This is a genomic window from Streptomyces sp. NPDC045026 (assembly GCF_056432625.1).
In genome coordinates this window covers 1-13,688 of sequence record NZ_JBWKIS010000037.1, presented here as the reverse complement: position 1 = coordinate 13,688, position 13,688 = coordinate 1, and the positions used below count along the sequence as shown (strand labels likewise).

Annotated in this window: 13 protein-coding genes and 4 pseudogenes; 9 read left to right on the top strand and 8 right to left on the bottom strand. The window is 68.7% G+C overall.

Annotated features, from left to right (window positions below; all coding sequences use genetic code 11):
* Nucleotides 1-1,269 precede the first annotated feature (1,269 nt).
* Together AC07EJ_RS41440 and AC07EJ_RS41435 are read right to left on the bottom strand one after the other, a co-directional pair.
* Nucleotides 1,270-1,521 (bottom strand): annotated as a pseudogene (locus AC07EJ_RS41440) (transposase); the annotation flags it as partial.
* Nucleotides 1,508-2,410 (bottom strand): DUF3626 domain-containing protein, encoded by a 903-nt coding sequence (locus AC07EJ_RS41435; RefSeq protein ID WP_389487770.1) that lies wholly within the window; start codon nucleotides 2,408-2,410, stop codon nucleotides 1,508-1,510. The pseudogene AC07EJ_RS41440 and the gene AC07EJ_RS41435, both read right to left, overlap by 14 nt.
* Nucleotides 2,411-2,668: 258 nt before the next feature.
* On the opposite strand from AC07EJ_RS41435, the gene AC07EJ_RS41430 reads away from it, so the two are divergent.
* The 3 genes from AC07EJ_RS41430 (at nucleotide 2,669) to AC07EJ_RS41420 (ending at nucleotide 4,341) form a co-directional block, all read left to right on the top strand.
* On the top strand, nucleotides 2,669-3,616 hold the full coding sequence (locus AC07EJ_RS41430; protein ID WP_389487768.1) for a hypothetical protein: 948 nt from the start codon (nucleotides 2,669-2,671) through the stop codon (nucleotides 3,614-3,616).
* Between the two features lie 102 nt (nucleotides 3,617-3,718).
* A complete protein-coding gene (locus AC07EJ_RS41425) occupies nucleotides 3,719-3,967 on the top strand; it encodes a YlcI/YnfO family protein (protein ID WP_389487766.1) in 249 nt (82 codons plus the stop codon).
* 2 nt (nucleotides 3,968-3,969) lie between these two features.
* Nucleotides 3,970-4,341 (top strand): toxin Doc, encoded by a 372-nt coding sequence (locus AC07EJ_RS41420; protein ID WP_389487764.1) that lies wholly within the window; start codon nucleotides 3,970-3,972, stop codon nucleotides 4,339-4,341.
* Between the two features lie 1,384 nt (nucleotides 4,342-5,725).
* Here the strand turns inward: AC07EJ_RS41420 and AC07EJ_RS41415 are convergent.
* The 3 genes and pseudogenes from AC07EJ_RS41415 to AC07EJ_RS41405 all read right to left on the bottom strand — a co-directional run.
* The gene (locus AC07EJ_RS41415) at nucleotides 5,726-6,727 is read right to left on the bottom strand and encodes an IS481 family transposase (RefSeq protein WP_478886191.1); all 1,002 of its coding nucleotides are present in this window, start codon (nucleotides 6,725-6,727) and stop codon (nucleotides 5,726-5,728) included.
* A 68-nt stretch (nucleotides 6,728-6,795) separates the two neighbouring features.
* The gene (locus tag AC07EJ_RS41410) at nucleotides 6,796-7,209 is read right to left on the bottom strand and encodes an NAD-binding protein (RefSeq protein ID WP_389490068.1); all 414 of its coding nucleotides are present in this window, start codon (nucleotides 7,207-7,209) and stop codon (nucleotides 6,796-6,798) included.
* A pseudogene (locus tag AC07EJ_RS41405) lies at nucleotides 7,204-7,689 on the bottom strand (NAD(P)-dependent oxidoreductase); the annotation flags it as partial. The pseudogene AC07EJ_RS41405 and the gene AC07EJ_RS41410, both read right to left, overlap by 6 nt.
* Before the next feature lie 24 nt (nucleotides 7,690-7,713).
* Between AC07EJ_RS41405 and AC07EJ_RS41400 the strand changes: the two are divergent.
* Complete coding sequence (locus AC07EJ_RS41400; protein WP_389490025.1) at nucleotides 7,714-8,328, top strand: CGNR zinc finger domain-containing protein; 615 nt, start codon at nucleotides 7,714-7,716, stop codon at nucleotides 8,326-8,328.
* A gap of 118 nt (nucleotides 8,329-8,446) precedes the next feature.
* Here AC07EJ_RS41400 and AC07EJ_RS41395 read toward each other — a convergent pair whose 3' ends face one another.
* Entirely contained in the window at nucleotides 8,447-8,725 is a 279-nt protein-coding gene (locus tag AC07EJ_RS41395) for a hypothetical protein (RefSeq protein WP_478886176.1), read from the bottom strand.
* A 560-nt stretch (nucleotides 8,726-9,285) separates the two neighbouring features.
* On the opposite strand from AC07EJ_RS41395, the gene AC07EJ_RS41390 reads away from it, so the two are divergent.
* The 4 genes and pseudogenes from AC07EJ_RS41390 to AC07EJ_RS41375 all read left to right on the top strand — a co-directional run.
* Nucleotides 9,286-9,675 carry a hypothetical protein gene (locus AC07EJ_RS41390; RefSeq protein WP_389490021.1) on the top strand — a complete coding sequence of 130 codons (390 nt, stop codon included), beginning with the start codon at nucleotides 9,286-9,288 and terminating at the stop codon, nucleotides 9,673-9,675.
* Nucleotides 9,676-9,858: 183 nt separating this feature from the next.
* The gene (locus tag AC07EJ_RS41385) at nucleotides 9,859-10,062 is read left to right on the top strand and encodes a helix-turn-helix domain-containing protein (RefSeq protein WP_389490019.1); all 204 of its coding nucleotides are present in this window, start codon (nucleotides 9,859-9,861) and stop codon (nucleotides 10,060-10,062) included.
* Between the two features lie 486 nt (nucleotides 10,063-10,548).
* A complete protein-coding gene (locus AC07EJ_RS41380; protein WP_389490017.1) occupies nucleotides 10,549-10,998 on the top strand; it encodes an SsgA family sporulation/cell division regulator in 450 nt (149 codons plus the stop codon).
* A gap of 17 nt (nucleotides 10,999-11,015) precedes the next feature.
* A pseudogene (locus AC07EJ_RS41375) lies at nucleotides 11,016-11,150 on the top strand (helix-turn-helix domain-containing protein); the annotation flags it as partial.
* Between the two features lie 30 nt (nucleotides 11,151-11,180).
* Here AC07EJ_RS41375 and AC07EJ_RS41370 read toward each other — a convergent pair.
* On the bottom strand, nucleotides 11,181-11,297 hold the full coding sequence (locus AC07EJ_RS41370; protein WP_478886190.1) for a hypothetical protein: 117 nt from the start codon (nucleotides 11,295-11,297) through the stop codon (nucleotides 11,181-11,183).
* Nucleotides 11,298-11,677: 380 nt separating this feature from the next.
* Nucleotides 11,678-12,280: pseudogene (locus AC07EJ_RS41365) on the bottom strand (formylglycine-generating enzyme family protein); the annotation flags it as partial.
* Nucleotides 12,281-12,729: 449 nt separating this feature from the next.
* Between AC07EJ_RS41365 and AC07EJ_RS41360 the strand changes: the two are divergent.
* A complete protein-coding gene (locus AC07EJ_RS41360) occupies nucleotides 12,730-13,044 on the top strand; it encodes a hypothetical protein (RefSeq protein WP_478886175.1) in 315 nt (104 codons plus the stop codon).
* Nucleotides 13,045-13,688: the final 644 nt, after the last annotated feature.

Here is a 13,688-nt window from a genome sequence, read left to right as displayed (position 1 = left end):
TACGGCTTTCCGCCCGGAGCCCACCGGCCGACCACGTCGGGGCGCCGCCAGTGAGGGCGCGACGGCTGCCCTGCGACCTGCAGCCAGCGGGAGAAGTCCCTTGCCTCGATGCGGCTGGCCCGGTCCCACGGCACCTCGACAGCCCAGAGGAAGCGGAACCATCGCAGTAGATCCATCCCGTAGGAACGAACCGTCGTCGCTGGCCGTCCCGCCGCCTGCAGATCCCGTAGGAAGGCAGCAGCCCCTTCCACAGATACCCCGAGCGCGTCGACGAGCCGGTAGGGCTCCCACGGATCATCCCTGGTGACCAGCTCGCCGACCAAGGGAACGGACAGGACCGAAAGGTCTCTTGATGGTTCCACGGCCATTCCAACGATGTTTCCCTCAAAGGGTCACTGACCTGCGGGAACTCCGCCAGTAGTTCAGTCAACGGGTAGTGCGAGCGGAACGCGATCCATCGATCGGTCTCCACCCGAGCTCTATTCAGCCCCAGGACCTGGGCGACGGCCGACTTCAGGTTGTCGTAGCGGATCTTGCTCCGCGGGACGCCGCCCAGCGTGCGCAGCGCGTGCACGTGCCCTTCGAAGAAGGCTTCCTGGCCGCAGGAGGCGAAGACTCGGTGGACGGCCTTGCCTGAGTACGACAGGCGAAGCGAGAAGAGGTAGCAGGTCACCAGTTCGCCGGCCAGGCGCACCGTCACATCGCCGAAGTCGACCTCGGCCTCCATGGCGGGGCTATGGGTCTGCGGCACGAACGCTTCCACCGGAGCCTTGCCGGAGGCCGCGAGGATCTCCGGCTTCCGGTCGGCGACGTAGCGTCGGACCATCTGGTAGGAGACGTCGGCGCCGTGTTCCTCGATGAGTCTGTGGAAGATCCGGGTGATCGTGTGACGTTGCTTGCGGGGCGCGTCGAGATCCACCCGCAGCATCTCGTCGATCACCGGCTTATAGGGATCCAGCGCAGTCCGCCGCGGCGGAGGCTTCTTCCGGGGCTCCGGCCAGACCGAATCCACGGCCTTCTTGACCGTCCGCCAAGACACATTGTGTTTGCGCTCAAGCTCGCGCATCTTCATGCCCGCGCGGTGATCGCGCCGGATCGCCGCGTACAGCTCGACCTTCGACATCTGCGGCATGACCAGCACCTTTCACCAGGAGCATCTCGATGCTGCCCTGGCAAGTACCCCGGTGCTGTCGAAACTCGTGAACATCACCCGACCGTGGATCTGGGTGCCTCCCAAACCCGTGAACAACTGACGGCGTTACTCGTGAATAGAGCCACCCACACCCGCGCCGCGGTCCATTCGGAGAACCGGCGGTGGACTGTCTGCCATGAGGCGCCGAAGACTGGCGGCAGCTGCCGCCAGGTGCACCCCGACGTGGCGACGAAGACGATCGCGGCGAGGACCGCACGATCGTCGACCCGTCGTCGGCCTCCGCCTTGCGGCCTCGTGGGGATCTGCGGTCTCACAGCCCGGAACAAATTCCACAGTCCCTCTGGCACCAGCCCCTCAACGAAGGCCATCGAGTACAGCCCCTTCCATCGGCGCCGGAACCACCGATCTGTCCATGGCCTTCCAGGGGGCCCCGAATCGCGCCAGGTAGTGCCACACCTTCTTGACCGCCTGGGGGTCATAGAGGCCGGCGCGTGCGGAGTCTCCGATGATCCGAGGATCGAGCATGCCGTCGACCGCGATCTGCGTGCCCAAGTCGACGTATTCCTGGCCGCGGTAGTCGGGGTGACGTCGGAGTTCTTCAACCCCGAGTCGGAAGCCGGGGTGCCACTCCACCGGGCAGCCAAGACGCAGAGCCGCGACCTCGACCGTCGTGCCTCGGTAGCAGGGGTCCAACACCAGCGCCTCCAGATCGCATTGCAGCTGGACCGACGCGTGCACCTGCGCCTCGATGTAGTCGTCAAGCTCGTCCTGACGATCGGCGCAGGCAAGCTCGATGAGCCCCATGCGGGCCGCGACACCGAAATCCGACGGTTCGAGGAAACTGTCTGGGTAACAGAACGTGCTCCGCGTCAGCGTCTGGGCCGTCAGCCGGAAGTGGGCCGAGCCGAACCGCGGCGCCCCGCCGACCGGCTTGCGGCGGAAGTTCAACGCCCCGTAGACAGGCCGCTCATGAGCGGTCGCTTCGTCGTACGCACCGTCGAAGATCCGGCTCTCCCAACGCCACCGGTCGCCGCCCGGATGCGCGGTCAGGCCGCCGTTGCTGGTCCCAGTGACGAACTGCGAGTGGTAGACGCCGCCCTCGGCCATAGCGTCCAGGATCGGCTTGCCGTGCAGCAGACGGTCCGGGTGGAAGTTGAGGGTCACCCGCAATGCCGGGTCCATCGGAGGGCCCGACGCCAGTTCCGCAACATGCCGAAGGGCCCGTTCCTGCGCTGTCTGGGAGGCTGCAGAGCTCATCAGCACAGTGTTCCCTACCCTGATCAACCGGTGCACGCGGATTGTCCACTGACAGCCCGTTCCTGCGTGACGGAGCGTTGGTTGATCACCAATCGAGACGATCTCTTAGCCGCGCATGCGAGGGCCGGCTCAGCCAGCAGGGAGCCGGCCGTGAGTGGCGGTGCACCCTGGGCGCCTGGGCCCCTGAGAGACGCAGACGAGTCAGGGCCTGTCTGCCACACTCGTACCCGAACCGAAGCTGGCGCGAAGGGGGACGCGTTGCTGATCGCTTGGGGCGGGCAGGGCGGGCAGCCCCCGTTGTGGCTGTGGCTTGTCACAGTGCCATCGCTCGCATTGCTCTGTTTCATGGGCACATGGGTCAGCGATGTGATCCACACCTGGCGCGGTCGACGCGCGTCCCGCACCCGCGAGTTCGAGGCCTACGTTTCTCCCTCGGAGGATTTATTTCGCCAGCTCAGGCTGAAGCAATCGGAGCTGGAGCAGCAGAAGAAACTTGACGCCACCCAGCGCCTGTACGCACACCCGGAATGGCCCAACCTGCTGTACTGCTCGGTCCTTGACTGCCTGTTGAACGAGACAGACCCGCACGGCTTCGGCCAACTCCCGTTCCGATTCGAAGGCTTCGACATCGAGCCGACTCGGGAGCAGGTCGATGAGGCGCTGGAGTGGTGCCGCCACGAGGGACTGGCGATCCGGGACGGCAGCCGCAAGCGCGAACCCGACGACTGGGGCTTGGGCTTCACCTGCTGGCGGCTCACGGCCCGTGGGCGCCGCTTGTTCGAGGAACACGGAGGGGACATGGAACGGATGAATGAGGCGGAGAAGCCGCAGCCCACGATCGACGCGCGCGGGGCTGGGATCGTCGCCGGAGAAATCTCCGGTGGCACGCAGAGTGCGCATGTGGACAACAGAGGCATCGGGAAGCCGCTGCCTGAAGGCGTCGACCTCGCCGTCGTGCGGGCGCTCGTTGAGAGCCTGCACCAGGCCCTCGCTGACAGCGACGACGAGACGCTGCCACTGCTCACCCGCGAGCGCGCAGGGGACGATGTCCGACAGGTCGCCCGTGAACTTGAGGCGCCCGAGACCCAGCGCGATCCCGGCCGCGTCGCGCAGGCACTGGAGCGGCTCGGCCGCACCCTGACCGGAGTCGACGGCCTACTCGGGGTGGTGAAGGAGATTGCCGGCCATCTCAAGGGCTGGTTCTGAGTGGCCAGCCCTGAGCGATGGCCAAGCCCGGGGTCTGTGCCGAATCGGCCTTGTTCCGGCAAACCAACGTCGGTGCTGTACACCTTGCTGTACGTTTGGAGTATGTCGAAACCAGTGACAATCCGGGTGCCCGAAGAGCTCCACGCGCAGCTACAGGCTCGCGCCGAAGCCGAAGGCACCACGGTCACCTCGCTCATCACCGAAGCCGCGCGCAACGCCGTCCGAGACCCTCGCTTGGAGGGCGCCGCAGAGGTCTTCCGCGCTTTCATCACGGACAATGCTGCTGCGTTCGACGCGGCTTTCCCTGAAGACGCGCCCGACCGGCTGGACGCCCCTCGACGGGCTGCCTGACGGTGGATCTCTACATCGATATCCGGTGGCTCCTGGAGCGCCAGGCCGAGGTCCTGCCCAAGCAGCCCTCGGTCCATGACTTCTCCAACCTGGTGGCTGCTGTCGCCCGTCACCGCGTCAACACCCCGCAGGTCGGTGTCACCGTCGACAACGCCTGGCGTGCGGCCGCACTGATGCACACCATCATCCGGCTCCGCCCCCTCCCCGCCCGCAATGCCTTGTTCGGCTCGGCCATCGCCGTGGCCTATATGGATGCGGCCGGTGAAGGCATCAATCCGCCGTACGGCGCTCTGATCGACCTGGCGCGCGACACTGAGGCCAGCCGGATCGACGCCTACGACGCGGCCGACCGCATCCGTTCCTGGCGGATCTGACGCCACCCGGCGACTCTCGTCGAGGATCTTGAGGTAGTCGATCCCGGTCGGCGGCGCCGGCTCGGCCGGTGTCTCTGGGCTCGCCTTCTAGGCGCGGCTCGCCCCGCCAACCGTGCTTCCGTCGAAAGATCTTCAGACGGCCTCTGCCATGGCGTCCTGCGTCCGGCCTTCGGCCGGTGCCGTGGTGGGGATCGCGCCCGGCTCCCGCTTGAGGGCTTGCCTCGCTGCCAGCGCATCGGTGCCGCACCGCTGCCAATGCTTGTGCGCATACACGACCGTCGCCGTCCTGCGGAGCTCCGCCCACAGCCGGTCGTACTCGGCCGACTGCTCGACGGTCCACCCGCCGGTGACGGGGCGGGACGAGTGGTAGCCGCGGAGCGCGCCGCCGTGTGCGGGCTGCTCCTCTTCCCATCCCTCGTGAGGTTCCCTCGACCATGGGAGCTTGGCCTGGTAGTTCGTGCAGTGCCTGGAACGCCTCGACCGCTGCCCGCTGGGCGTTGATCAGGTCGGGGGGAGGCGTGCGTATGGGTCGAACGGGGCATCGTCGGGAGCGTCGGTCATGCCTTCGAGTAATCCTCGGGTCCGACAGTCGACCGTCACTGGCCTGCGGGTGAGCTGGCCCCGGGCGAGCGGCCCGGCAGCGGCAACGGATGATCCCCGCAGAGGGCTCGCTCGAACGGCTTCCCCGCCGCGCCTCGCGCAACGCTTCGGCCTAGCCTCAACGCCAGGACGTCCTGCCCCCGACGTCCCCTGTCGGCCCCGCGCCCCACGCCAACCGCGCGCTGGGGCCGACACTTTCGCGCAGGCCAGTGGCTGTTACGGGGTGGGCCGAAGCGCGTTGTGCCCTCGTGTCGGCATGGCCCGGCATGTCCGGGCGGGGGAGCGCGGGAGCGGCCAGGCGTGACCGCAGCCGGATGTGCGCGTTAGGTCTGTGTGACCACGACACCCCAGCCCACTTCGGTCACCGGCCGCGAGGAAACGGTTCCGCCTTCGTCTGGTGAGCCGATTTTCGCGGCGGTGGCCGCCCGTTGGAGTGAGCAGGGGCGTGTCGTGCCCGGGCAGGTGGACCGGGAGTGGGTCAGGCTGGCGAGCAGCTGCCCGTGGCCCACCCGATAGGCCAGCGTGGTGCGGGTCCCTTTCCCCCCATCCCCGCACCCGCTGTACCGGCCGGCAGCCTCGCCGACCTGCCCGGTAACCGAGGCTGCTGGACCGGCCGGTCAGGTTGGGCCCCTCCCGGTCCGGCAGCCCGACCCCCTTGATGACCGCGGGAAGGGTGCCTGGTGTCGGCCAGGCGGGCCCGGCCCCGGTGTTCGAGGTGCGGAATCTCGCAGGCTGTTCCGGGGGCGGCAAGCATCCCAACGGACGTGCTGGCCGGGGCAGGTGCCTAGGTGTACGAAGCCATGACGTTGGTGACGCTGCTGCAGGCTCGCGCGACTGGGGGTTGGTTTCCCACGGCGGTGTGTGGTCGATGGTAGTTGTAGTGGATGTTCCAGACCGAAAGGGCTTCAGCGCGCTGGGCTTCTGAGGTCCACACGCGGGCGTAGAGGAACTCTTCGGAGAGGATCCGGTTGTACCTCTCGACCTTGCCGTTGTGGCGGGGCGTGTAGGGGGTGATCCGCTGGTGGCGGGCGCCCTGGAGGACGTGGGCGAAGTCGTGGGCGCGGTAGCAGGCCCCGTTGTCGGTGACGATCCGCTCGATCCTGGCGATCCCGTGGGCGGCGAAGAACGCCTTGGCCCGGTTGACGAACCCGATCGCTGTCTTGGCCTTCTCATCGGGGAGAGCCTCGGTGTAGGCGAGGCGAGTGTGCCCGTCCACGGGCGAGTGCAGGTACACGTACCCGGCCTTGGCGCCCCTGGCCTTGGCCCGGTCTGCGGCCTTCGCCTGATCGCTGCCGCGGCCGTGGGCGCGCCAGCCGCCGCCGTCGGGGATGCGGCCGACCTTCTTCACGTCCACGTGGACCATGTGCCAGGGCCTGCGGGCGTGGATCTTTCGCGGTTCGCGGTTCGTCTCGCCGATGGGGTCGATGAACTTCCGCCGGTTCAGCCCCAGCGCGGCGAGGTGGCGGGTGACCGTCCGGCGGGAGATTGGCATGCCGTCAGCGGCGAGCTCGAACGCGATCCGGGCCGCGGACCACTTGCGCTCCCGCCGCAGCGCCCCGATCCTCGCCACGACCTCGCAAGGGGTCGCTGTCGGTTGGCGGTGCGGTGCGCTGGAGCGGTCGAGCAAGCCCAGTTCCCCGTACCGCCGGTACCGGTTGACCCATTTGGAAGCACACGCGCGCGAGATGCCCATCTCCGCGGCGACGTGCGCGATAGGGCGGGTCTTGCAGCGTTCGATGAGGCGGCGGCGCCCTTCGACGGTCAGCGGGGCGTTGCGATGCGGCACAGGCAGCATGCGGACCGCCCTGCCCGGCGCTGGGCACCGCGCGTCAACGACCGTACGAGCAGGGTTGTTCATCGCGGCTGCTGCTCGGCAATCACAGCCCAGTCGTCCGCTGCGCGGCCGTCGGCGATCGCCTGGTCGAACACGCCTCTGAGCAGTTCGCCGAACGGCAGGGAGACCGCTTGGCCGGCTGCTGCCTCGAGAGCGAGGTGGAGGTCCTTGCGTCCCAGTGCCGTGGTGAACCCGGCCGGCTGGTATCTCCGCTGCGCGATCATCGACCCATATCCGGAGTAGACGGGTCCGGGAAAGAGCGTCGAGGCCAGCAGTTCGACGAACTGACCCGGGTCGGCGCCGGCCGCGTCGGCGACGCTGACCGCTTCCCCAAGCGACTGGATCGCGCAGGCGATCAGGTAGTTGCCAAGGACCTTGGCGATGTTGGCCTGCTCAGGCAGCTCGCCCAGGCGCCAGGTGCGCGATCCGATCACGTCGAAGAACGGCTGGACCCGGTCGATGAGTTCGGGCTCTCCTGCGGCGAGGATGTTCAGCGCACCGGCCTCCGCGACGCTGACCCGGCCGAACACCGGGGCCGCGACGTAGCCGATCCCGTGCGCAGCGTGCGCCTCTACGGCACGGCGGGCCAGCCCGACGCTCACCGTGGCCACGTTGACGTGGACCGCCCCAGGCCGGGCCTCGCCGAGGACCCCGGAGTCGAGGAATGCCTCCGCGAAGGCCGTGTCGTCGGAAAGGACCGAGAACACCATTGGGCACTGGAGGGCTTCCGCGACGGATGCGGCGCGGAGGGCACCCGCCTCCGCGAGCTCTTCCGTAGGCCCCGCTGAACGGTTCCACACCACAGTCTCGTGGCCTGCTCGCACCAGATTGCGCGCGATCGCCCGCCCCATCCCGCCCAGACCGATGACTGCAACCTCGCCCATCGCACAACCTCCACACGTGAACCGTCTAAGACGGCTCCATTGTGGCGTGGGCCGATGTCTGTGTCGAACTGGCTAAACTGGTTCAAGCGGCGGTTCATGGTGGTGCGGAAGGTGGTGACCGTGGAGGCCCGTCAACTGTTCCGGCTGGACAACGAGGTGCTGGCGTTCCGCTTCACCGCCACGATGAGCGACCGGGCCAGCGCGGCGCCCCGGGAGCGGCTCTCCGACCACGGCCGGCTCAAGCTCTGGTTGCATGCTGCAGGGCTCGGCGTGCCCGACGTCTCACCCGCCGAGCTCCAGGATGCGCTCGACCTGAGGGAAGCGATCTACCGTGCCGGGCTGGCCGTCACTGTCACCCAGCGACCCGATCCGGGTGACGCGGCGATCCTGAACAGGGCCGCGGCCGCAGGACAGCCAAGACCCGCGCTCGAGAACGGGCTCGCAGTCTGGCACCTCAGCAAGAAAGCATCGGTACCGGACGCGCTCGGCGTGCTTGCCGCCGACGCCATCCACGTACTCGGAGGCCCCGACCGCGACCGGATCAAAGCATGCGAAGGCCCCGGTTGCGCCGGCCTGTTCCTCGACACCAGTCGCGGCGCGAACCGCCGCTGGTGCTCAATGAACACCTGCGGCAACAGAGTCAAGAAGGCCCGACTCGCCAACAAGTAACCGACTACAGGAAACCGCCCCCAAAGCTGTCCGCTACCGCCTCGCGCTCAAGTCACAGGCGGGTCGCCAGCTGCGGACACCGCCAGCGCCCTGTCAACAACCTCACGACCCGCAACACCTAGGTGATGTTCGCGGTGAACAGGCGTTGGGCCGCCGTGGTGGCCCCGGTCAGGAGGGGGATGTCGAGGCTCTTGCACATGCGATGGGCGCGGACGACGACGCTGAGCGTGGCGGGCGTCGGTTCCCCTGCTGAGACCTGGACGGTGACGCGGCGGGGCCGGTGAGCGTGGACGAGGGCCTCGATCTCGACGGCGGCCGCGGCGCGGGTGGTGACGTCGACGCTGTGGTGCAGCGTCACGTGCAGGGCATCGCCATCGACGCTGTGACTGATCAGCATGATGGCCTCCGCTCGCCATGTCCTCGGGCCCTACTGCGTCCCGGCGGGCCGGCGCGGGGCTGTCCGCCTTCAAGGATGACAGTTGGGCGGTGTTATGGCAGCTCACGGCCCGTCCTGGGCCGGTCGCGTCGCACTCCCAGGCCACGCCGGGGCCGGTGATCCGGACGCCGAGGGGCGGCTGTTCGGTCGTGTGTGCGGCGATAGTTTTCCGCGCGGTGCGGGCGTGGCCCCCACCGCGCCCGCACCGTACCCCAGGAGCCGCGAGGTGCCGTGGGCGCCGCGCTCCAGGCTGCCCGTTGGTGCACCGAGGTTGGGGCCCCGCCGCTTTGGCAGCCCCGTCAGTCCACCATCTCGGCCGGTTCGTAGGAACACCGCCCCCAGCGCAAAGCCCTGGCCATGCCCCCCCCACAGGGGCAGACCGTGGCTGTCTCCCACCCAGCCCGGGAAAAGAAGCCCGGGCCGCTGTCGCGCACCATCTCAACGATCTCCCTTCCCACAGGGACAACACGCTCCGCGTCACCGCACAGCGCCTCCGTCTGTCTCCTGGGAGGATGCTTGTCATGGAGCCGCTGCCGACGCCCTGCCCTGCGGACCGGATCCCGGACGCGACCGGTCTGGACGCGTTCGAGGCTGTGGGCAAGGAGGCCGCACGGCAGCGCGTCGTGTTCATCGCGGTCGAGCAGCAGGGTCCGCTGTGGGCGGTCAAGGCCGACACGCTCAGCGCCCCGCAGCACACCATCGACACCACGGTGTACAACGCGGTGCGCGAGGCCGTCATACGTCTCATCCGCGCCCGGGAGATCCGCCCCGACTCCTCCGCCGGCCCCGTCTACTTCGTCCTGCACGACGTGGACAGCGAAGAACGGGCCCGCGAACTGGCCGCCGCCCTGCACGCCGCCCTCTACGGCGACCTCCAACCCCTGACCCGCGCCGTGCCCCACGCGTCCTGACGACGCACCCGCGCCCGGCCAGCGAGACCAATCGCAGCGCCACCTCCCGGGCCGCAGTCACCTCTCGCCGGCACGCGTCCGATCCGATGCGAACGGGCCGATACCGAACCCTCCCGGCTGTTTCCCTGACGGGCGGCCGCAGGGTGCGCGGTGATCGCCCTTCGAACCGGGAGGGAGACGGTCATGGACAAGGGCAAGCGGATCACTGGTGCGGCACGCGACAAGCTCGCCGCCGAGCTGAAGGCCGCATACGAGGGCGGCGCCTCGATCCGGAGCATCGCCGACAGCAAGGGACGCTCGTACGGCTTCGTCCACCGCATCCTCACCGAGGCGGGTGTCACCCTGCGCGGGCGCGGCGGCGCCACCCGCAGCAAGCCCCGTTCCTGACGGTCTGCCGTGAAGCGGCGCCCCCACGACCAGACTGTCGTAACCGCACCGTTCGCCACGGCCGGGTCGGCGTTGATCTGCGCGGTGCTGCGCACCGCGCCGGCAGCGCACCGCGGTTGGCATGTCGCGCCTTCGCGAAGGCGGGCCCTTGGACATGGGCGTGGTCATGGCCCACGTGATCGTGATCTGCGGGTGGGGATCCCGAAGCCGGACGAGGACGGGCGTCCGGCGTTGGCGTGGAGTGCGTCGACGCGCGGTATCCACGCGCCGGATCGGCCGGCCGTCCTGCCCGAGTTCGCGCGTCGTTGGGGATGCGGCTGTGAGGTGGTGTGTGAACTTTTCCGAACATGTTGCGAAGGGTTGGCGCCCAACTCGGCCGGTGTCGGGTACACGCCCGGCTCCCTGGCTAGGTTCGATCTTTGAGATGTACGCGCCAGGTGCTCGCGTCGTCGGCGTGCGGCTGCAACGGGGAGGAGGACGGGCAGGGTGAGTCCTGACTGTGACAGTCAACTCGAAGGCATCGCGCGGGGGTTCGTCACCTTGTGCGGCGGCGAACGCGAGCGGTGCGACATCATGCTCAGGTATTCCACCGATGACCCGCTCGTCGTCGGCCTGATCGTGTCCCGGCCCGGCCGCGGTAGCGCCTGCTGGGTCATCTCGCGGGACCTGCTGTCCGCCGGCCTCACCGGTACAGCGGGCATGGGAGACGTCACCGTGGAGCCCGTGGCCGAGCAGAGCAAGCCGTTGGGGGTGCTGCTGCGAGTCCGCGATGAGCGGGGCGAGGCCGGCATCCACATCGACCACCAGGCGCTGCTGCTCTACCTGGAGCGCAGCCACACCATGATGCCGTTCGGTAGCGAGGCACAGTCGAGGCAGGCCGACGCGGAACTCGACGAACTGCTCGACGAGGGCCAGGACCCGCCCGCCGTGCGGTAAACGGACAGGAACGACACGAAGGCGGCGCCTCGATCCGGAGCATCGCCGACAGCACCGGGCGTTCGTACGGCTTCGTCCACCACATCCTCACCGAGGCGGGCGTCACCCTGCGCGGGCGCGGCGGCGCCACCCGCAGCAAGCTCAGTTCATAACGCTCTGCCGTGAAGCGGCATCCCAGACGATCACTGCCCGCAGTGCGGGCACCGGTCGCTGCGGCGGCCCCGGGTCTCGACCACCAGGCCCCGCTCCCTCAGCCGTCGCAGGTGATACGCGACGCTCGAAGTGCTGGTCAGCCCCACGGCCGCGCCCAGCTCGCGCACGGACGCGCCTCGCCATGCTCCGCGATCCACTCCCGCGCGCACGAGATGATGCGGTGCTGCCGGTCGGTCAAGGCGTATGGGGCACTGTTGCTCATACCTTGTAGAGCACGTGCTCGATTTTCTGGGCGAGTCCCCGGCCGGGGACTCGCCCACCGCCGCCTCAGTGTCCGGTGCCACTGAACTTTGACTGTTTGCCACTGAAGTTTGACGACCGGTAGTTCCCTGCCACTGATGTTTGACCGGGTGGGACTCGGCGGCCTGGGGGGTTAGGGGGCACCGGCGCACGCGTTCGGTGACGTCGCCTTATCGGCGTTTGAGCTGGACTTTCGATGCCGGTGCGCGTCGTCGGCGTCCCGCTTCTACTCCGTCGGTGCCGCCAGGCGAAGCCCCACGCCGATCGCCGCCAGATCCCTCTCATAGGCGCCGTGTCGACGGGCGCACCGGGCCAGATCCCGATCGTGGCGGAACGCGCCGCCCCTGGTGACGTGCGGATCGAATGCCCAGTCCTCGACGCTCGGCACCTCGGTGGGAGCGCCCGGGTAGGGGGCATAGAGGGTGGAGGTCCATTCGTCGGCGTTGCCCGCCATGTCCAGCACGCCGAACGGGCTGGCACCGTCCGGGAACGAGCCGACCGGCATTGTGGTGCCGATACCGAGGTCCACCAGATTGGCCAGGCCGGTGCGGTACGGCGCGCCCCACGGGAACTCCCGGCCGTCGTCGCCGCGGGCGGCGCGCTCCCACTCGTCTTCCGTGGGCAGTCTCACCTCTCGGCCGTCGAGCTGTTCCCCGAGCCACCGGCAGTAGGCCGTCGCCGCGTCCCAGGTGATTCCGACGACCGGGTGGTCCGCCGGCGCCTGCGGAATCGGCCTGTCGGTGGCCGTCGCGAAGAGCATCCACTGGCCCACCGTGACCTGGGTGCGGGCGATCCGAAATGCCGGTAGGCGGATCTCCGCGCGCGGGGCCCAGGGCGACGTTGTCGAACCGGCGAGGCCGCCGTTCAGCGTGGCCCGCGCCCGTGAGGTGACGGCCGGGTTGCGTGAGGCGATGGACGATGTGCGGCGCTCCGTGGCGGTGCTTGCCGCGCGGGTCCGCGACGCGCATGCCGTCCGCGTTTGGCTCCCCCTTGGTTACGACAGCTGGGAGTCGTACTGTGCCTCGGAGTTCGGCATCTCCCGTGCGCAGGCGTACCGGCTCCTGGACGTCGCCCGTGCTCTGGCCGCGATCCACGGCGCCGTCACGGCCGGCACCGAGGTGTCTCCCGCGCGAGACAGCGATCCGGGCGCCGTGGCTGCGCTCGACTTCGGTCTGTCCCAGCGTGCCCTGATCGCTGTCTCAGCTCGCAGCGGTGACGTCGCGGAGCTGATCGCCCGCCGCCTCGCCACGCTCGCCCACAGCGGCCTGAAGGCCCTGGATGGGCCGACGGTGCGCGGTGGTCCGCCAGGCCGTCCGCGATGTGCGCACCGCTCCGTCCCTGCTGCCCGCGGATCCGTCGGCGGATCCCACGCTCACTGCGCTGCGCCGCGTCGTCGATGACCTTGCTGCCAGCACGTACCAGGTCGGCGAGCTGATGATCGAGGTCGCTCCGGCTTACCTCTCCGATACCGAGGCCGCTGACGTCCTGGCGCTGTTGTGCGAAGAGATCGGCGAACCGCTGCATCACGGCCTGGCGGCCCGCCGCTACGCGATGTCCGGCGATCGCCGCGCCCTGCACGGCACGGTCCTGTGAAGGGCACTTAGCGAAGGCGCCGTGAATTCTGTTTCTGCATGTGGGTGGTTTTGCGGATTCGGCATCAACTCCGGGGTGCCCTTTTCTGCTGTCGTATGGGTGCGGTGTTAAGGATTCCTCATAGGTCCGGGCGCGCCCTTTCTTGTTGGTGCATCCTTTCGTTTTGGGAATGAGCTGGATTGGAGGTCGGGCTGGAATGTGACTCGATATTCTTTCACTTACCTTTCAGTAGTGGTGTAGACCTGCTGATACGGTCTGAGGGTGGGTTAGGTTGCTGGGCGTGATGGGGTATCAGGCGTGGGGTTGGGCTTGACACCGGGTCAGCCACGGGTGCACTCTGTAGTTGCAAGGGAGTGCGGGAGCGCGACCCGGTGACCGGAGGCCCGCAGGGCCGGAGGGAATCACCACCGGGGTTCAGCGGCCGAATCAGCCCCTTGAGCAGGGATTATGAGCCTCCGTCAGGGGGGCAGGCGGAGGAGCCGGCCACCACAGACCGGCCGCAGACCCGGTACCACCGGGACCGCCCCGCAGTCACCGCAGGTGACTGCCAGCCGGGATCACTCCCCCCGGCGCCGCGCAGCGGCGCGGTCCCCTTGGGAGTGACGCAGTCACTCCGCGTCATGTCTCCGCAGGAGACGGCGCGC

Excerpts from the sequence above, each read along its gene's own strand:
- AC07EJ_RS41435 (WP_389487770.1), bottom strand. The coding sequence starts at position 2,410 with ATGAGCTCTGCAGCCTCCCAGACAGCGCAGGAACGGGCCCTTCGGCAT.
- AC07EJ_RS41360 (WP_478886175.1), top strand. The coding sequence starts at position 12,730 with ATGGGCCGACGGTGCGCGGTGGTCCGCCAGGCCGTCCGCGATGTGCGC.
- AC07EJ_RS41395 (WP_478886176.1), bottom strand. The coding sequence starts at position 8,725 with ATGCTGATCAGTCACAGCGTCGATGGCGATGCCCTGCACGTGACGCTG.
- AC07EJ_RS41385 (WP_389490019.1), top strand. The coding sequence starts at position 9,859 with ATGGACAAGGGCAAGCGGATCACTGGTGCGGCACGCGACAAGCTCGCC.
- AC07EJ_RS41400 (WP_389490025.1), top strand. The coding sequence starts at position 7,714 with ATGTCTGTGTCGAACTGGCTAAACTGGTTCAAGCGGCGGTTCATGGTG.
- AC07EJ_RS41390 (WP_389490021.1), top strand. The coding sequence starts at position 9,286 with ATGGAGCCGCTGCCGACGCCCTGCCCTGCGGACCGGATCCCGGACGCG.
- AC07EJ_RS41425 (WP_389487766.1), top strand. The coding sequence starts at position 3,719 with ATGTCGAAACCAGTGACAATCCGGGTGCCCGAAGAGCTCCACGCGCAG.